Origin of the sequence: Hymenobacter sp. H14-R3 (genome assembly GCF_030063445.1) — a bacterium.
In the GTDB taxonomy this organism is placed as follows: domain Bacteria; phylum Bacteroidota; class Bacteroidia; order Cytophagales; family Hymenobacteraceae; genus Hymenobacter.
Genome location: NZ_JASITD010000024.1, coordinates 46,701 through 65,411 on the forward strand (window position 1 = coordinate 46,701; position 18,711 = coordinate 65,411).

The window sequence follows — 18,711 nt, forward strand, 5'->3', positions numbered from 1 at the left end:
CACGGGAAGCCGGATTTAAGCAGGAAAAGCAAAGCAACTACCCCACTGGGCAGGCGTGAGTTGGCGGGCCGCCACCGTGGGCGCACCAGCAGGCCGGGGCCGGGACACCGCCCGCCTCGCAGCCGCCGGTGTGCCCTTCCCCTTGCCGCTACTTAGTGCGACTTCAGGGCAAACTTAATGAGTTCTTCCACGCTCAGGTCGTTGCCGTGCTTGTGCTGAATCTGGTCCAGATTTTTCTCAGCGGCGGCACGGGCAAACCCCAGCATGACTAATGCCTGCAACGCCTCTTGGCGCTGCGTATTGTGCTGGCGGGCCAGGGGCACGGTGTCTACCCCGGCTTTGGCCAGCAGCTCGTCTTTACGCAGCTTGTCTTTCAGTTCCAGTATCACGCGCTGGGCGGTTTTGGGCCCTACGCCCTTGATACTCTGGATGGCCCGCACATCTTCGTTCACAATGGCCTGGCGAATCTCGCCCACGCCCATGCTGCTCACCATGTTGATGCCCGTGCCCGGCCCAATGCCCGACACCGATATCAAGTGCAGAAACAGGGCCTTCTCATTGGGGTCGAGGAAGCCGTAGAGCGTTTGCCCGTCTTCCTTCACGTGCTGGTACGTGTACACCTTCACTTTCTCCAGCTCAATGGGCAGCTTGGAGTAGGTGGCCAGCGAAATCTTGACCTCGTAGCCCACGCCATTGGTGTCGATAATGGCCTGAGTAGGGTCTTTATAAGCAAGTTTACCGTCGAGGTATGCAATCATGGGGGTGGGCTGGGGGTGAGGCTGGCTACAGCAGCCACGCCGGGGCAGGGTTGGCTGGTGGCTATCAAAACGGGCAGCAAGCAGTCGAAAAGTAATTTCCGGCTATTTGCTGCCCGCGTTCAATCCTTCAAAAATAACATGGAATCTTCATCCCCCAAGCTCCCGCCCTACAGCGTTTTGCCTTCGCGCTGGGCTTCGACCACCGCAATAGCGGTCATGTTCACGATGTCGCGCACGCTAGCGCCGAGCTGCAAAATGTGCACCGGCTTGCGCATGCCCATCAGCACCGGCCCGATTACCTCGGCCCCGCCAATCTCCTGCAGCACTTTGTAGGCAATGTTGCCCGACTCTACGTTGGGGAAAATCAGGGTGTTAGCGCCTTTTTCGGCCAGGGGCGAGAAGCCGTAGTTTTCTTGCAGCAGCTGCGGGTTGAGGGCCACGTTGGCCTGCATTTCGCCGTCGAGCAGCAGGTCGGGGTAGCGCTGCTTGGCCAGTTGGGTGGCGCGGCGGGTTTTTTCGGGCAGCGTGCCCCCGGCGTTCGAGCCAAAGTTGGAGTAGCTGATGACAGCCACCCGCGGCTCGGCATCGAAAAAGCGCACCGCCCGCGCCGCGAGGCCGATAATCTCCACCATTTCTTCGGCCGTAGGGTCGATGTTCACGGTAGTATCGGCAAAGAAATACGGCCCCTTGCGATGCTGGATAATGTACATCGACGACACGCGTCGCACGCCTTCGGCCGGCCCAATTACCTGCAGCGCCGGAATGAGGCTTTTGCCGTAGTCTTTGGTGAGGCCCGTGATGCAGGCATCGGCCGCGCCGGTTTCCACCATCATGGCCGCGTAGTAGTTGCGCTCGCGCATCAGGCGCTTGCCTTCGTAGAGGGTGATGCCCCGGCGCTGCCGCTTCTGGTAAATCAACTCCGCGTACTCATTGCGCTTGTCGTTATCCTGCAGAACATCAATAATCTCGCAGCCTTCCAGGTCGAGATTATTCTCCGTGGCAATAGCCTGAATACGGGCGTGCTGCCCTAGCAAAATGGGGTGCGCAATGCCTTCGTCGCGCACCAGCTGCGCGGCCTTGAGAATCTTGTAGTTGTCGGCCTCGGCAAACACCACGCGCTTGGGGTTGGTGCGGGCCGCCGACGTGATGCGGTTCATCAGCTTGCGGTCCACGCCCAGGCGGGCGCGCAGCTCGTCCTCGTAGGCCGTCCAGTCGGTAATGGGCTTGCGGGCCACGCCGCTTTCCATGGCGGCCCGCGCCACAGCCGGCGAAATACTGGTAATCAGCCGCGGGTCCAATGGCTTAGGTATCAGATAGTTGCGGCCAAAGGTGAGCGTGTTGTCGCCGTAGGCGTTGTTCACGATATCGGGTACGGCCTCCTTGCTCAGCTCGGCCAGAGCGTGCACGGCAGCCAGCTTCATGGCCTCATTTATCTCGGTGGCTCGCACGTCGAGCGCGCCCCGGAAAATGTAGGGGAAGCCCAGCACGTTGTTCACCTGGTTGGGGTGGTCCGAGCGGCCGGTGGCCATAATGAGGTCGGGCCGGGTGCCCATGGCTACCTCGTAAGCAATTTCGGGGTCGGGGTTGGCCAGGGCAAACACGATGGGGTTGTTGGCCATGCCCAGTAGAAACTCGGCCGGCAGCACGTTGGCCGCCGACAGGCCCAGGAACACGTCGGCCCCAACTAGGGCCTCGCGCATAGTCGTGACCGCCTGCTCGGTGGCAAACTGCATCTGCATGTCGGCCAGGTCGGTGCGAGCGGGGTTGATAATGCCGTCTTTATCAAAGACAAGCAGGTTTTCTTTCCGCAGGCCCAGCGAGAGGTACAACCGCAGGCAGGAAATGGCCGCCGCACCCGCGCCGCTCACCACCAGCTTGATTTCGTCAATCTTTTTGCCCACCACTTCCAGCGCGTTCAGCAACGCCGCCGCCGTAATGATGGCCGTACCGTGCTGGTCGTCGTGCATCAGCGGAATCTTCATCAGCTTGCGCAGCTCCGTTTCGATGCGGAAGCACTCGGGAGCCTTGATGTCCTCCAGGTTGATGCCGCCAAAGGTGGGCTCCAGGGCCTTCACAATACGAATAAACTCATCAGGGTCGGTGGCGTCAATCTCAATATCGAAGCAGTCGATGCCCGCGAACTTCTTAAACAGCACGCCTTTACCTTCCATCACGGGCTTGCTGGCGGCGGGGCCGATGTTGCCCAGGCCTAGCACCGCCGTGCCGTTCGAGATAACGGCTACTAGGTTGCCCTTGGCGGTATACTTGTACACATCGTCGGGGTTTTTGGCAATTTCCTTGCACGGCTCGGCCACGCCCGGCGAGTAGGCCAGCGCCAGGTCGAGCTGGGTGCTCACGGGCTTGGTGGGCACCACTTCGATTTTGCCCTGGGGGCTTTGTTCGTGGTAGGCGAGAGCGTCTTCTCTGTTTATTTTGAGCATAGGAATTGGCAGCTGGTTGTCTGGCGCGAGGTGGCAAGTTCCGGCTAAAAAGCCGGATTACCCCTGGTAATCCCCGGTTTTTAGTTTTGCCAACACTAATAATAGTATAGTTATTAATATTTTGCAGAATAACTTATTCCCCGTTGCACTGCGCCGCTACTAGCTGGCCTGCACCACCAGCTTCTGGCCCAGCTTGAGCTTCACCTTATCGGAGGTCAGGTGGTTGAGGCGCTGTAACTCCTGCACGCTCACCTTAAAGCGCTGCGAAATATTATAGAGCGTGTCGCCGGGTTGCACCGTATGCGTGCTGAAATGCAGCTCGGCCCGCTCGGTGGTGCGGGGGCGCGCCGCGCGGGTAGCTACCGCATCGGGGGCGGGCGCTGCAAAGCGCAGCCGCTGGCCCACCACCAGGGTTTCGGTACTGAGGTGGTTCCACTCCTGCATCTGCGCCACGGTGGTGCCGCGGTCGTGGGCCAGCGCGCTCAGGTTGTCGCCAAACCGCACGGTGTATATTTCTCCCTTTGGGCCTACAGCCCCCGGCTTAGCAGCCGGGGCTACCTGGGCGTTTTCCTGAAAAGCTAACGTATTAATAGATAATGACTTGCTTCGGCGGCGCTGGATAGGCTCGGCGGCGCGGCTGGTGTCGGCGCTGACAGTTGCTTCTTCCGAAACGACGGCGGCATTCGTAGCAACCGCCAGCTGCGCCGCTTTTTCTTCCTTCGCGGTGGCTTTAGCCAGCGCCGCCGCCTGAAAAATGGCCCGCTGCTGCTGGGCCACCACGCGGGCGGCTTGCTGCCGCTGGGCGCGCAGCAAGTCTTTGGCTTGGTCGGCTTCGCGCAAGGCGCTGGCCTGGGCTTCGCGGGTGTAGCGGGCATTGGCGCTGGCCAGGGCCAGTAGGGCGCTGTCGGCGGGCGCGGCGTGGCGCGGCACTGCGGGCAGGGCTACGGCTACCGTAGCTGCGGGGGCGGCGGCTGGCGGTAGCGGCACCAGTACCAGCAGCTCGCGGCCGGGCTTCACAATGGCCCGTTGGGGCAACTCGTTCCAGCGCCGTACCTGGGCTGGGCTCACGTCAAATTTTTCGGCTACCGTGGCAATCGTCTGGCCGCGGCGCACGGTGTAGTACACGCGCCGGTAGCGCGGGGCCGCGTTGCCAACTGCTGGCTGGGCACCGCCCGCCGCCAGTGCGCCCCCCGGCGTGGGCCAGGCCGACCCGGGCAGCCCCACCAGCCGCACGGGAAGCTCCTGCGGTAAGTCACTGATTGGCTGGCAGTAGGCCAATAGCGTGGCGTAGTCTACATCGGCTAGGCGCTCGCGGGCGGTGCTGGGGTAGCGCAGCACGTAGGGCCGGTAGCCGGCGGGCAGGCTGCCGTGGCGCACCTCGGGGTTGTAGCGGCCCATGGTGAGCGAGTCGGTGTAGCCCAGGGCGCGGCTGAGGCGGCGCAGGTCAAAAGCCTGGCCGCGTACGCCCAGCGTGTCGAGCTGCTCGTACACTTGGTAGCGCAGCGTGGGGTCGTTGAGGCTGTGCTCAGGCGCATACTTCATGGCGTACATAATGGCCGTGAAGGTGGGCACGTAGTTGCGCGTTTCGGCGGGCAAGTGCGGGTACAGCTCCCAGAAGCTGCGCTTGCCGGTTTTGCGCATCACGCGCTGCATGTTGCCCGCGCCCCAGTTGTAGGCGGCCAATACCAGCTCCCAGTCGTGAAACACGCCGTAGAGGTAGCGCAGGTGCTTGCAGGCGGCCTCGGTGGCCTTCTCGGGGTGCATGCGCTCATCCACCCACTCGTCGCGCTTGAGGCGCAGGTCGCCGGCGGTAGGAGGCATAAACTGCCACAGGCCCACGGCTCCCACCGGCGACTTGGCCGTGGGTATCAGCGCCGACTCTACCACGGCTAGGTACTTGAGTTCGATGGGTAAGTTGTACTGCGTCAGGTACTTCTCAAAAGTGGGAAAGTAGAACTGCTCGCGCTCCAGCACGCGCTGGGTGTAGCCGCGCTGCCGCTCGGTAAACAGCCGCACGTAGGCCAGTACCGCCGCGTTAAACTGGTGCGGGGCCTGCGTTTCGATGCAGCCCATGCGGTCGCCCACCGTTTCGTAAAGCGTAGCCGGCGTTTGCAGCCACACCAGCCGGGCCAAGTCCACGGCGGGTTCGGTCAGCGGCTCAACGGCCAGCGAGTCGAGCGTGGCGGCCGGTAGCTCCACCACTTGCTGAATGGTATCGCCCGGAATAAGATTGGGCTGCGGAGCCGGGGCCACCTCGCGGCGGTGGTGCCCCCGCTGGGCCACGGCCGGCAAGCTGCCCAGGGCCAGGGCCAACACCAACAGCCGCCGCACCAGTCGCGGCTTGCGCGAGGTGGTAGTAGGGGCCGGTAGTTGGTGTAAAGCTTTCATAGGGCTAAGGTAAATCGCAATTACTGAACAATCTAAACGAAACGCGGCGCGCAACAGTACGGCTGGGTAGCCGGTACCGTTGCGCGCCGCGCGCAATGCTAAAGCCGCTGGCTAACTTAATTGGCCACCTCCACGGGCATCAGAGTATTGGCAAAAGCCAGTAAATCAGCCTCCCGGAAAGCGCCACTCATAATCTGTAAGCCAATGGGCATTCCCTCCTCATCGACTCCGGCGGGTATCGAAATGGCGGGCACGCCGGCCAATGAAGCCTGCACCGTAAAAATGTCGGCCAGGTACATCGAAACCGGGTCTTGCTTCTCGCCAATCTTAAACGCCGTGGTGGGCGTGGTGGGCAGCACCAGGAAATCGTACTGGCGCAGTAGCTCGTCGGTTTTCTCCTTGATGAGCCGGCGCACGCGCTGGGCTTTGGTATAGTAAGCGTCGTAGTAGCTGGCACTCAACACAAAGGTGCCCAGCATTATACGCCGCTGCACCTCGGGGCCAAAGCCCTGCGACCGCGTCTTTTTATACAGCGATTCCAGGTCCGTTACGTCGGGCGCACGGAAGCCGTACTTCACGCCATCGAAGCGCGACAGGTTGGAGCTAGCCTCGGCCGTGGTGAGGATGTAGTAGGTCGGAATCATCTCCTCCAGCAGCGGAAAGTCCATGGCTTCCACGACGTGCCCCTGGCTACGCAGGGTGGCGAGGGTACTTTCCAAGGCCGTGTGCACTTCGGGCTGCAAGCCGTCGCGGTCAATAGCATTGGCGAGGTAGCCTATGCGGTACTGCGCCGCTGGGGCAAGTAGGGCCGTATAGAGCGGCACGGGCTGCTGGCTGGCGGTGCTGTCGAAGTCATCGGCCCCGGCCATCACCTCCAGCAGGCGGGCGGCATCTTCTACCGAGTGCGTAATTGGTCCAATTTGGTCAAACGACGAGGCAAACGCCACCAGCCCGTAGCGCGAAATGCGTGAGTAAGTAGGCTTCAGCCCCACCACGCCGCAAAACGCCGCTGGCTGCCGCACCGAGCCGCCTGTGTCAGAGCCAATGGATGCCAGGCACATATCGGCCTGCACCGCCACCGCCGAGCCGCCCGACGAGCCGCCCGGCACCCGGCTGGGGTCCTGAGCATTGCGCACCGGCCCAAAGGCCGAGTTCTCGTTCGAGCCGCCCATGGCAAACTCGTCGCAGTTCTGACGGCCAATAAAAATGGCGTCCTCAGCCAGCAGCCGTTGCACGGCCGTACCGGTGAAAAGCGACTTGAACCCGTCGAGAATGCGGCTGCTGCTTTGCAGGGCGTGCCCCTGGTATGCTAGCACATCCTTGAGCCCGATGACCATGCCGGCGAGCTTGCCGGCCGTGCCCTGGGCCAGTTTTTCGTCCACAATAATGGCCTGCTGGCGAGCCTCATCGGCCCATACTTCCAGGAAAACATTAAGCTCGGCATTACGCTGCGCAATGTTATCAAGGTAATACTCAACGAGCTGGCAGCAGGACGTGGTGCCCGCTGCCAGCTCGCGCTGAATTTCCGAAAGGGAGGAAAAAAGAGGTTTCAAATCTTGGTCGGTTTAGGGCTGGTCGAGGCGCGGCCGCGTGCCGGGTATACCATCCGTGGTGGGCGGGATGGGCGTGCTCTGGTGGTAAGTGGGCTGGGCCGCCGCGGGCAAATCTACGGCAGCCGGGGCAGTATAGTCAGCTACTGGGGCCACGTAGTCGCCCGAAGCGGGCGCGGGCTGGTACGGAGCCGGCTGCTGCGAGTAATCCTGGTTCTGCGGCTGGTAGGGCTGGTTGGGGTCGTAGCCCTGGGGCTGGTTGGGGTTATAGCCTTGAGCCTGGTTCGGGTTGTAGCCCTGGCCTTGGTTGGGGTTGTAAGCTTGGTTCGGGTTGTAGTTCTGGTTAGCGTTGGGCTGGCCGGCGCGCTCAAACTCGTTCCGAATCTCGCTACTGGCGTCCTTGAATTCGCGAATGCCCTTACCCAGGCCCCGCGCCAGCTCAGGTATCTTGTTGGCACCAAAGAAGATAAGAATAACGACCATTATCAAAATCAGCTCGGAGCCGCCGATGTCGCCTAGAAAAAGCAGGGGAGATTGCATGAGTACGAAGAATAAAAGCGAGAAATAAAACGTGCGGGCTGCTTAGCTAGCCGGCGTGTTAGTGGGGTTGTTATAGGGAGCCGGCGGAATCTGGTTCGGCTGGGGCTGGTTGTAGGGCTGGGGCTGCTGGGGGTAGCCCTGCTGGTTGTTGTAAGCTTGGTTCTGCTGGTTGGGGTATCCTGGCTGATTGGGGTAGCCGTTGGGCTGCTGGTTGTAGTTGGGGTTAGCGGGCTGCTCCACGTTATTCGTAGCGTCCTTAAACTCACGCACGCCCTGCCCCACGCCCCGGAAAAGCTCCGGAATTCGCTTGGCTCCGAAGAACAGTACCAAAACGAAGATGATAAAAATGATGGTTCGGGGATTGCCGAGAAACAGAAAAAGCGTGGTTAGTAGCATGGGTAGGACGGCCAGGAGGCCGCGTATAGTGATGAGAACGAAGATACGTAATAGACGAAGCTTTGGACGGGCAAAGGTATCGGTTTGCTGCCCAGTGCCGCCAACACGCCTGCTGTAGCCGCACATAGGTAAACCCCAATTTCTGAAGTTTAATGCCCATTTCTGAAATTGTCAATTCTGAATTAGCGAGGTTAACGCACTGTTAAGACCCATAAGCTGTGCATTCAGCGAAAAATCGTTGGCACTTACCCCTTACCCGATGCACCTTTGTATCGGTTAGCAGCCTTAACCCCGGCAACGTTGCTCGCGCAGCCTGTCGAGGCATAGGAAGTTGGCTAAGTTTGTTTTCATAGCTCAGAAAGGCATCGAATTCTATTCGATGCTTTTTTTCTGCCCTATGCTGCCAGTTTACGCCGGCCTTCTACCGCATATATCAGCCCGGCGTAGGCCAGCGGCAAGCCTAGCCCCAGCGCGTAGCTTGCCAGTGGGCGCAGGTGCTGCCCACCCGCCCGGCCCAACCCCACCAGCAGCACGGCCCCCAGCAGCCACAGCAGCAGCCGGCCCACCGGGTAAGGCACCGGGAAGTGCCGCTCGCCCAGCCACCAGCAAATAGCGGCCATCATAAAGTAGCACGCCAGCGTGGCCCAGGCGCTACCCTGGTAGCCCATTACCGGAATCAGCACGAAGTTGAGGACAATGGTGAGCACCGCGCCCGCCGCCCCAATGTAGGTGCCAAAATACGTTTTATCAGTGAGCTTGAACCAGACCGATAAATTGTAGTACACCCCCAAAAACAGGTTGGCCAGCAGCAGGATGGGTACTACGCCCAACCCCTCCAGGTACTCGGGTCGCCGTAAAAAGAGCGGCCCTATCCAGCTCAGATTCAGGCTGATACCAACAAAGATAAACGCGCAGCACAGCGTAAACCATTTGAGTACCAGGGCAAACGTGGCCGGCGAATTCTTCTCAGTGCTTTGCGCGAAGAAGAACGGCTCAGCCGCGTAGCGAAACGCCTGAATTATCAGCGACATAAAGATGCTGAGCTTGTAGCACGCCCCGTACACGCCCACTGCCCCCAGGCGGCTCTGGCCAGGGTAAAAACCCTCCGGTAGCCAAGCCGGCAGCAAAATGCGGTCGAGCATCTCGTTCACCATGCCCGCCAGGCCCATCAGCATCAGGGGCAGGGCATAGGCCAGCAACGGCCGCAAAAAGCTGAAGTTGGGCCACCGAAAGCGGAAGTCCAGCAGCTCGCGGCCCAGCAGTAGTAGCGTGAGCGCTGAGGCCGCCAAGTTGGATAAAAAGATGTAGCCTACCCCCATACTAGGGTCGTACACTGCTGCCACCAAAGGCTTTAGCGAAGCCAGCAGGCTACTGGCCGAGCTTTGCACTACGGCCGGGCACAGCACTACAAAAAACAGATTCAGCCCTACGTACAACAGGATGTTGGTGAGGCGAATAGCGGCAAACTTACGGGCTTTATTCTCCAGCCGCAGGCGGGCAAATGGCAGTGCAGCCACCGCATCGAGGCCCAAAATGAGCGCCACCCACAGGGCGTATTCCTCGTGGCCGGGCGGCAGGTGCAGCAGCGCCAGCAAGGGCCGGGCCAGCAGCATGAGTAAGGCCGTCAGCACCACGCTACTGAGTAGCAATAGGCTCAACGTGCGGTTGTAGAGCTCGCGGCGGTCCTCGCCCGGCCGGTTGGCAAAGCGAAAAAATGTGGTCTCGAGCCCGTAGGTAAATACTACGTTCAGAAACGACACGTAGGCGTACAGCCCCGTCACTACTCCATACTCTGCCGCCGCAAAATGCCCCGTATATATCGGCACCAGCAGGTAGCTGAGCACCCGCCCCACAATGCTGCTAACCCCGTAGATAGCCGTTTGGGAGGCAAGCTTTTTAGCAATACTCATTGAGCTTACGTATAAATTAAAAATCATGTTTCAGCAACCAGCAAATAACCAAGTAGTTATGGCCTGGTTATTTACTGGTTGCTAATCCATTATTCTTAATTCCCCTTGAACACAGCCGGCCGTTTTTCCAGGAAGGCTGCCGTGCCCTCTTTAAAATCGGCTGTATCAAAAGCCTGCCCAAACGCAGCTGCTTCGGCCGTGAAGCCGGCCGCGCCGCCCTCATCGAAGAAGTTATTAACGCAGTCTATGGTGAGCCCGATGGCAACGGGAGCTTTGCTTATAATCTTGCTTAGCAAGGCTTTGCAAAAGCTGATAAGCTCACCTTGAGGCACCACATGGTTGGCTAAGCCCAGGCGTAAAGCTTCGTCGGCCTTTATCTGGTCGGCGGTGAGTAGCAGCTCCAGGGCTTTGCCTTTGCCCACCAGCTGCACCAGGCGCTGGGTGCCGCCGTAGCCGGGCAGTAGGCCCAGGTTCACTTCGGGCTGGCCGAAGCGGGCATTGTCGGAGGCCACGCGCAGGTGACAGGCCATGGCCAGCTCGCAACCGCCACCGAGCGCAAAGCCGTTTACAGCTGCCACCACCGGCTTGGGGCTGGTTTCGAAGCGGCGGAACACAGCTTGGCCCCGCGCAGCGGCGTCTTGGGCACCGGGGCCATCGAGGGAGGCCAGCTCAGCAATATCGGCTCCAGCCACAAAAGCTTTTTCGCCGCTGCCCGTGAGCAGAATGCCCCGTACGGCTGCATCGGCCCGCGCTTGGTCAATAGCCTGACCCAGCTCGTCAATGGTCGCCGCATTCAGCGCATTGAGCTTAGTAGGCCGGTTGAGCGTGATGGTTAGAATGCCGGAAGCAGCATCCAGGTCATAGAGTAGGTTTTCGAACGAAGTAGCCATTGCGAGCAAGAAAGGGTGGGCAGAAAAGCCAGTTGCCAAAGGTACGCCCGCCAGTAGCCTGCGCTATTTAAACCGCTTGGTGGGCACATTCAGGTTTTAAATGGACCTTTTGGCCGAAAAAGCAAAAAACGCTAGCATATTGCATCAAACTTTGTGACAGCCAATTAGGGTAGCTTGCGCGTTAGATTAAAAGCATGGTCTCGCGGGCTATCAAGTCGGCATCCCTACTCGTCAATACACCCTAATTCACAATTTTCACCCTCTTATCATGGGCTTTGTCTCTGAATTTAAGGAGTTTATCTCCAAAGGAAATGTTCTCGACCTAGCAGTCGGCGTAATTATTGGTGGGGCCTTTGGCAAAATTGTTACCTCGCTCACCGATGATGTCATCATGCCCGTTCTAAGTGTATTCACCAGTGGCATTGACTTTAAAGAAAAGTTTGTCGCGCTCAATGGCCAGCACTATGACACACTCAAAGCTGCCCAGGATGCCAAAGCTGCCGTGGTGAGCTACGGTAACTTTATCAATGCTATCATCTACTTCCTTATCATTGCTTTCGTCATCTTTTGGGTGGTGAAAATGGCTAACCGCTTTAAAAAGCCCGCCTTGGTGGTCGTGGCGGAGCCCGCCGCTCCTGTTATCACCCGCGACCAAGAACTGCTCGCCGAAATTCTGGTGGCTATGCGCACCCGCTCCTAGGTCGGGCCAAGGCATCACCATGGCGGGGCCGGAACTTCTCGTTCCGGCCCCGCCGTTTGCGTACTAGCTCCGCCTGCTTTGCTAACCAATATCCTTTCGCCCAGTGAAAAAAATAGTTGCTGCTGCCCCGTTGCTCTTTATTGCCTTGCTCTTAAGCGCTTCCAGCGCGCGAGCCCAGGCAGTAGCTCCCGATTTTCCGGCTCCTGGTAGCCCTGCCCGGCCCGCCGCACCTGCTACGGCCCTTGATGGTGCTCGCACGCGCCGCCAGCAGCAAATGAACCCCGAAGACGCCGCCCGCGACCAGCAACTTCAGGTACTGGAGGCCCGCACTGGCAACACCAGCTTCGCCGCCGAGCGGGGCGGTCCCGCCCGCCAACTCGACAAGTTAGGCGGAGGCTTCACCGTGCGCAAGTTCAAGGCGCTACCCGGCCAGGAACATAAAAAGGGCGAGTCGCGCCAAGTGGTGATGGGCGGCCGCACTACGGGCAAGCCCCTCGTGCACAAGCATATCCATAAAAAATTCCTCTTCTTCTAATCGTAGATTTAGACAGATTGCACTGATTTCGCTGATTCTAATGGCGCGGCTTTAGACTTAAGTGCGCCGCCTAGAGCGGTTTCCAAATCACTGTACATGATAGCCACAATGGTCAAACCAATTTTTGGCATCCTGTTCAGTTATCCACTCGGCGGCAGCCCGGATGGCTTCCTCCAGCAGGTCGCGGGTGCGGGCCTTCGCGGTGCGCAGCCACGACTTGAGTTTACTAAAAGCTAGTTCAATGGGGTTAAAGTCGGGTGAATAAGGCGGTAGGTAGCACAGCCGTGCCCCGTAGCTTTTTACGATTTCGTCCAAGCTGTCCACTTTATGCACCGACAGGTTGTCGAGCACCACCACGTCGCCCGGCCGCAGAGTTGGGCCGAGCACCTGGTCGAGGTAGGCGGCAAACACGTCGCCGTTGACGGCCCCATTGACGCTGAGCAAGGCCCCAAGCCCGTTCGGGGTCAGGGCGGCGAGGAGCGTCACGTTCGGGCCGCTGTGCAGCGGCACGGCCTGGTTCAGGCGCTGGCCGGCCGGGGCCCGGCCGTAGCGGCGGCAGTAGGTGAGATTGGTGCTCGTCTCGTCCACGAACACGAAACGAGCAACCTCTTCTTGCTGAATGGTTTCCAAAAACAAGCGGCGCAGGGCTACGACGCGCTCAGTGTCGCGCTCGGCGGCGTGGATGCTTTTTTTTTGCGCCGCCACCCCAGGCTTTCGACCGCCCGCCACGTACTCGTCTGGCTCAGGGCCGGGCCGTCGGCGGCGGCCAAGGCGGTACTTAGCTCGGCCAATGTCGCGTCGGGCTGCGCCACCAGACAGGCCCGCAACAGGTCCTGACCCGCCGGGTCCAGGCGCGGCATTGGCCCCCCGCTCGCGGGTAGGGCCGCCAGCGACCCGCTCGTACGCTGGCGCCGCAAAAGCTTGTCCACGAAGGAGATGGAAACGCTAAATTGCGCCGCCACTTGGTAAATCCGGGCCTGCGGCGCGGCACACGCCGCCGCGACCCGCTCCCGCAAATCAATCGAATACGCTTTCATAGCAAAAGGTACGTGAAATTCTGTACACCGAATTGGAAACCGCTCTAATGGGGTTACGTAAACCTATAACGACTACAAAGAAGGCCACTCTTGCGAGTGGCCTTCTTTGTAGTCGTCGGCAGTCGTCTGAATCAGCGAAATCAGCACAATCTGTCTAAATCTGCGATTAGAGCTTCCGCTTGGTTTCCTGTTCTTCGAAGCCTTCGATGTTGTCGCCTTCTTGCAGGTCGTTGAAGTTTTTAACCGAGATACCGCATTCGTAACCCTGGCGCACTTCCGACACATCGTCTTTGAAACGCTTGAGGTCCTGAATTTCGCCGGTGTACTGCACGATGCCGTTGCGCACCACCCGCACGCGGGTTTTGCGGGTGAAGCTGCCCTCCGTTACCATACAGCCGGCAATGGTACCAACCTTGGTAATGTTGAACACCTGGCGTACTTCGGCGTTGGCTACCACGATTTCGTGAACCGTTGGGGCCAGCATCCCTTCCATGGCATCCTTCACCTCATTGATGGCGTTGTAGATGATGGAGTAGAGGCGTACGTCAATCTGCTCTTGCTCAGCCAGTTTGCGAGCGCTTTGCGAAGGCCGCACCTGGAATCCGATGATGATAGCATCGGAGGCCGAAGCCAGCAATACGTCGCTCTCGGAGATAGCACCTACGCCTTTGCTTAGGATATTCACCTTCACTTCGGGCGTACTCAGTTTCAGCAGCGAGTCGGAGAGGGCTTCTACCGAGCCGTCCACGTCACCTTTTACCAAGATATTCAGCTCCTTAAACGAACCGATAGCCAGGCGGCGACCAATCTCGTCAAGCGTGATGTGCTTCTTGGTCCGGATGGTTTGCTCACGGGCCAGTTGCTGGCGTTGGGTAGCCAATTCGCGGGCTTCGCGCTCCGTTTCCATTACCTGGATGCGGTCGCCAGCCTGCGGGGCACCCGTTAGGCCCAGTACCTGTACTGGAGTAGCGGGACCAGCCAGCTTCTTTTTCTTACCGCGGTAGTCGGTCATGGCTTTCACGCGGCCGTAGTGCGGGCCAGCCAGTACGATGTCGCCTACGTTGAGCGTACCAGTTTGCACCAGCACGGTAGTTACATAGCCACGGCCTTTATCCAGCTCAGCTTCGATAACCGTGCCCACCGCGTTGCGGTCGGGATTGGCCTTGAGGTCGAGCAGTTCAGCTTCGAGCAGTACTTTTTCTAGAAGCTCCTCCACGCCGATACCCGACTTGGCCGATACTTCCTGGCTTTGGTACTTGCCACCCCATTCTTCTACGAGAATGTTCATCTGCGAAAGTTCTTCGCGAATTTTCTCGGGGTTGGCCGAGGATTTATCAACTTTGTTGAGGGCAATGATAATTGGCACGCCAGCGGCTTGGGCGTGGTTGATGGCCTCCTTGGTCTGGGGCATCACCGAGTCGTCGGCCGCAATTACGATAATGGCGATGTCCGTTACCTTGGCACCACGGGCACGCATGGCCGTAAAGGCTTCATGACCTGGGGTGTCGAGGAAGGTAATCGGGTTGCCCGATTTAGTCTTAACCTCATAAGCACCAATGTGCTGCGTAATACCACCGGCCTCGCCCTTAGCCACACTCGCTTCGCGGATGTAGTCAAGCAACGACGTTTTGCCGTGGTCAACGTGACCCATAATGGTAACAATGGGAGCACGCGGCTGCAAATCCTCGGGAGCATCGCTCATGTCGATAGCCTCCTCGTCTTCCTCAGCCGACAGGAATTCCACATCGTAGCCAAACTCATCGGCAATCACCGTAATGGCTTCGGCATCGAGACGCTGGTTGATAGAGACGAACATCCCCATGCCCAAGCACACCTTGATAACCTCGTTCACATTCACATCCATCAGCGACGCCAAGTCGTTGGCCGAAATGAATTCGGTGAGCTTCAGGGTTTTAGCATCCAGCTCGTTCTGGGCACGCAGGGCTTCGCGCTCTTCAGCAGCCATACCCCGCTTGTCGCGGCGATACTTGGCACGATTGGCAGCAGCGTTGGTTTTGCCGCCGCTCAGCTTAGCCAGCGTAGCCTTGATTTGCTCCTGAATCTGCTTGTCGTTCTGCTCAGCGGTGAGCGGAACCTGCGGCGTAGCAGGGCGATTATTGTTCTGGCCGGGGCGATTGCCGGGGCCGGGGCGGTTGCCGGGGCCAGCCGGACGGTTCTGGCCAGGAGCACCGGCGGGGCGGTTGCCCTGGTAGCCACCACCTTGGCCTGTACCCGTGCTGGTGCCACCACCGGGCTGGCCGGGAGCCGGCAGGCGCTGGCGCTTTTTCTGGTTGTTGGCACCCACGCCACTCTTACGCACGTCGGACGAGGCAACGGGGCGGGCTCCGCGGCCACCTGGGCCCCGGCGGCTCGAATCAACCGGCAGTTGAATTTTGCCCAGTACCGTTAAGCCTTTCAGCTGGTCGGCCTTGGCCATTATAGTACCTTCTTCAGCAGCGGGTGCATCTGGGGTAGCCGGAGCTTCTGGGACGGCGGTAACAGCAACAGGGGCTGGTGCGGGCGTAGCCGCAATTGGAGCACTTGATGCAACAGCTTCAACCTTAGCGGGTGCTGCTGGCGCAGCTTGGGCTGGCGCAGCGGCTACCGGGGCCGGGCTAGGCGTAGCTACCGGAGCGCTAGCTACGGGTGCTGGAGCAGGCTGGGGAGCCGGCGCGGGCGTTGGTTTTGGCGCGGGCGCTACTACTGGAGCAGCCTCTACCATAGGGGCAGGGGCAGGGGCCGGAGCAGGGGCGGGAGCACGAGTGGGAATAACGCGGCCTTTACTATCCAGCTCAACCTTGCCGAGTACCTTGAGGCCGGGGGCCTTGTGCGTCTCGATGATAGCTGAGGCAGCTACGGGAGCGGCCGGGGCGGCCACGGTAACGGCCGCCACTGGGGTAGCGGCTGCTACTAGCGTAGGCGCTGCTACCGGAGCCGGTACTGCCGCGGGGGCGGCAGCTACTACCGGTGCCGGGGCGGGCGCGACTGGAGCGGCAATAGGTGTCGGAGCGGGCTTCGCCACGGGGGCGGGCTTGGCTACGGCAGCTTGCGCCTGCGCATTCAGCTCGCTTTGGCGGCGGGCCTGCGTGTGGCGCTGGGCCTCCTGCTTGTCTTGCGCCGACGCGGCAAATTCTTTTTCCAACAGGCTCACCTGCTCTCCGGTGAGCTTGGTGGTGGGCTTGTTCTCTACCGCAATCCCTTTACGGGAAAGGGCCTCGACTGCCCGGTCGATGCCAATGTTCAGGTCTTTGGCTGCCTGTAGTAGCCGTTTCGGGGTTGCTTCCGCCATTCTAATAAGTCGCGAACGAATACGTTCAGGGTGCAAAGGTAAAGATTAAATCTGGCCAGCAGGCTATAAGTCAAGCCCACTGGCTCGATTTAATAACTTACCCGCTGGCGGTTAGCCCCCGCCCTCATTGGGCGGCCGGGGCGCTGCTGTCGTCGGTGGCGGCGGCGGGCTCGGTTTCTTCGGTAGCCGGGGGGGCATCCTCAGTAGCCGGGGCTGCTTCTTCTGGGGCGATATCGGCATTGCCGATAGCCGGCGCGGTGGCTGTGTCATCGGTGGGCAGGTCGTCGCCGATGGCTGGCGCGGCGGTAGCAGCGGGGGCTGCACCGTCGGTCGGCAGGTCGTCGTCGTCGGCAAATTCCTGACGGATAACGCGGTACACGTCATCCACCGTTTCTTCCTCCAACTCGGTGCGGCGCACGATGTCGTCTTTCTTGACGGCTAGTACGGCGCGGCCGGTGTCGAGGCCGATTTTCTTCAGCTCGGCAATAACCCAGCCTTCGATTTCGTCGGTGAACTCGTCTAGGGCGATATCTTCTTCGTAGTCAGTGGCTTCGCGGAAGACGTCGATTTCCATGCCCACCAGGCGCGAGGCCAGCTTGATGTTGGCACCGCCCCGGCCGATGGCCAGGCTCACTTGGTCGGGTTTCATGAACACGGAAACCCGGCCCGTTTGTTCACTGATTTTCATGGAGCCCACTTTAGCCGGGCTCAGCGCCCGCGAAATGAACAGTTCCAGATTGTCGGTGTAGTTGATGATGTCGATGTTCTCGTTCATCAGCTCGCGCACTACGGGGTGAATGCGGCTGCCCTTCATGCCTACGCAGGCACCCACCGGGTCGATACGCTCGTCGTAGCTTTCAACGGCTACTTTGGCGCGCTCGCCAGGCTCGCGCACTACGTTTTTGATGCTGATGAGGCCGTCGAAAATCTCCGGTACTTCCTGCTCAAACAAACGCTCCAAAAAGGCGGGGGCGGCGCGGCTCAAAATCACTTTAGGTGAGCCGTTTACCACGTCTACCCGGTGCACTACGGCGCGCACGGTGTCGCCCTTGCGGTAGCGGTCCTTGGGGATTTGCTCGCTCTTGGGCAGCACCAGCTCGTTTTCGTCCTTGTCGAGGATGAGGGCCTCGCGGCTCCATACTTGGTACACTTCGCCGGTGATAATTTCCCCCACCAGGTCCTTGTACTTCTGGTATAGGTTGTCGCGCTCCATGTCCTTCACCCGCTGAATGAGCGTCTGGCGGGCCAGCAGCACGGCACGGCGGCCAAAGTCCTCAATCTTAATGGGTTCGGCTACCGATTCGCCAATCTCGAAGTCGGGCTCAATTGCCTGCGCTTCGGCCAGCGGAATCTTGTCCAGGTCCCAGATATCCTCCGAGTCGTCGTCCACAATCTCGCGGTTACGCCAGATTTCGAGGTCGCCGTTGTCGGGGTTGATAATCACGTCGAAGTTGGCATCGTCCTCAAACTTTTTGCGAATCATCGTCCGAAACACGTCGTCGAGGATAGACATCATCGTGGGCCGGTCAATGTTGCGGCTCTTGGCGAACTCCTGGAAGTTCTCGATGAGCATCCGCGCGTTCAGGTCGGCCGCCGCGGCGGCTACTTCCTGCGGGCTGGGGCCTGCTGCTTTTTTAGCCATGAGTAATGAATGAAAGCGTCTAAAGACTCAACTGAAAGTCACATAGCCAGCCCACGGGGTGAGCGTATCTGCGAAATCTGTTAAATCCGCGGTTTATTTAAAAGAGATAACAACGGTAGCTTCCTTAATGTCCCCGAACGGGAAGAAGGCAGCGGGTAGGGTTGATTTCTTGGTGCGCACTTTGATAACTTCCTCCAGTTCAATACCTTCGGGAGTAACGGCCGTGAGCGGTCCGGTTTTCTCGGTGCCATCCTGCAACTTTAGCAGCAGGCTGCGGCCGATGTGGCGCGGGTACTGGCGCGGGTCGGTGAGGGGCTGGTCGGCCCCGGGCGAGGTTACTTCGAGCGAGTAGGCAGCCTCTTCGCCGTAGGTTTCTTCCATGCCCCGGTTGAGGCGGCGCGTCACTTGGGCGCACTCCTGAATACCGAGGCCGTTGGGGCCGTCGAGGGTTACCGTAATCTTGGGCATCACCGCATCGGATACGGTGAGGCTGACCGCGTATAAACCGCTGTCGACGAGGGCGTCGGCGAGCAATTGCTGGATGCGGGTTTGGTCAAATTGAGCCATGACAGCCGGGGTGTGGGACAAAAAAAGAGGGGACTGTGCGTCCCCTCTTTTCAGATTGAATACCAATT

General features: G+C 59.7%; 14 protein-coding genes and 1 pseudogene. 2 read left to right on the plus strand and 13 right to left on the minus strand.

What is annotated here, in order from left to right:
- Positions 1-152: 152 nt before the first annotated feature.
- From ruvA to QMK33_RS18540, 8 genes are all read right to left on the minus strand, one after another.
- A complete protein-coding gene (gene ruvA / locus QMK33_RS18505; protein ID WP_283566107.1) occupies positions 153-758 on the minus strand; it encodes a Holliday junction branch migration protein RuvA in 606 nt (201 codons plus the stop codon).
- 167 nt (positions 759-925) lie between these two features.
- Positions 926-3,199 carry an NADP-dependent malic enzyme gene (locus tag QMK33_RS18510; protein ID WP_283566108.1) on the minus strand — a complete coding sequence of 758 codons (2,274 nt, stop codon included), beginning with the start codon at positions 3,197-3,199 and terminating at the stop codon, positions 926-928.
- A gap of 159 nt (positions 3,200-3,358) precedes the next feature.
- Positions 3,359-5,587 carry a LysM peptidoglycan-binding domain-containing protein gene (locus QMK33_RS18515; RefSeq protein ID WP_283566109.1) on the minus strand — a complete coding sequence of 743 codons (2,229 nt, stop codon included), beginning with the start codon at positions 5,585-5,587 and terminating at the stop codon, positions 3,359-3,361.
- Between the two features lie 116 nt (positions 5,588-5,703).
- A complete protein-coding gene (gene gatA / locus QMK33_RS18520; protein WP_283566110.1) occupies positions 5,704-7,140 on the minus strand; it encodes an Asp-tRNA(Asn)/Glu-tRNA(Gln) amidotransferase subunit GatA in 1,437 nt (478 codons plus the stop codon).
- Between the two features lie 12 nt (positions 7,141-7,152).
- On the minus strand, positions 7,153-7,677 hold the full coding sequence (locus QMK33_RS23520) for a Sec-independent protein translocase subunit TatA/TatB (protein ID WP_349361784.1): 525 nt from the start codon (positions 7,675-7,677) through the stop codon (positions 7,153-7,155).
- 42 nt (positions 7,678-7,719) lie between these two features.
- On the minus strand, positions 7,720-8,073 hold the full coding sequence (locus QMK33_RS23525) for a Sec-independent protein translocase subunit TatA/TatB (protein ID WP_349361785.1): 354 nt from the start codon (positions 8,071-8,073) through the stop codon (positions 7,720-7,722).
- A gap of 395 nt (positions 8,074-8,468) precedes the next feature.
- Positions 8,469-9,983: a lipopolysaccharide biosynthesis protein gene (locus tag QMK33_RS18535; RefSeq protein ID WP_283566111.1), complete on the minus strand. Its 1,515-nt coding sequence runs from the start codon at positions 9,981-9,983 to the stop codon at positions 8,469-8,471.
- Positions 9,984-10,078: 95 nt separating this feature from the next.
- Positions 10,079-10,873: an enoyl-CoA hydratase/isomerase family protein gene (locus QMK33_RS18540; RefSeq protein ID WP_283566112.1), complete on the minus strand. Its 795-nt coding sequence runs from the start codon at positions 10,871-10,873 to the stop codon at positions 10,079-10,081.
- Positions 10,874-11,141: 268 nt separating this feature from the next.
- Here QMK33_RS18540 and mscL point away from each other — a divergent pair, with 268 nt between their 5' ends.
- Both mscL and QMK33_RS18550 read left to right on the plus strand, forming a co-directional pair.
- Positions 11,142-11,573: a large-conductance mechanosensitive channel protein MscL gene (gene mscL, locus QMK33_RS18545; RefSeq protein ID WP_283566113.1), complete on the plus strand. Its 432-nt coding sequence runs from the start codon at positions 11,142-11,144 to the stop codon at positions 11,571-11,573.
- Positions 11,574-11,718: 145 nt separating this feature from the next.
- Positions 11,719-12,108 carry a hypothetical protein gene (locus QMK33_RS18550; RefSeq protein WP_283566114.1) on the plus strand — a complete coding sequence of 130 codons (390 nt, stop codon included), beginning with the start codon at positions 11,719-11,721 and terminating at the stop codon, positions 12,106-12,108.
- An 87-nt stretch (positions 12,109-12,195) separates the two neighbouring features.
- On the opposite strand, the gene QMK33_RS18555 is transcribed toward QMK33_RS18550, so the two are convergent.
- The 5 genes and pseudogenes from QMK33_RS18555 to rimP all read right to left on the minus strand — a co-directional run bounded on the left by QMK33_RS18555 (position 12,196) and on the right by rimP (position 18,664).
- Complete coding sequence (locus tag QMK33_RS18555; protein ID WP_283566115.1) at positions 12,196-12,813, minus strand: IS630 family transposase; 618 nt, start codon at positions 12,811-12,813, stop codon at positions 12,196-12,198.
- Positions 12,756-13,145: a COG3415 family protein gene (locus tag QMK33_RS18560; protein WP_283566116.1), complete on the minus strand. Its 390-nt coding sequence runs from the start codon at positions 13,143-13,145 to the stop codon at positions 12,756-12,758. Before QMK33_RS18560 ends, QMK33_RS18555 begins: the two co-directional genes overlap by 58 nt.
- A 166-nt stretch (positions 13,146-13,311) precedes the next feature.
- Positions 13,312-16,434 carry a translation initiation factor IF-2 gene (gene infB, locus QMK33_RS18565; protein WP_283566117.1) on the minus strand — a complete coding sequence of 1,041 codons (3,123 nt, stop codon included), beginning with the start codon at positions 16,432-16,434 and terminating at the stop codon, positions 13,312-13,314.
- A gap of 352 nt (positions 16,435-16,786) precedes the next feature.
- Positions 16,787-18,019: pseudogene (nusA, locus tag QMK33_RS18570) on the minus strand (transcription termination factor NusA); the annotation flags it as partial.
- Positions 18,020-18,169: 150 nt separating this feature from the next.
- Positions 18,170-18,664: a ribosome maturation factor RimP gene (gene rimP, locus QMK33_RS18575; protein WP_283566118.1), complete on the minus strand. Its 495-nt coding sequence runs from the start codon at positions 18,662-18,664 to the stop codon at positions 18,170-18,172.
- Between the last annotated feature and the right edge of the window lie 47 nt (positions 18,665-18,711).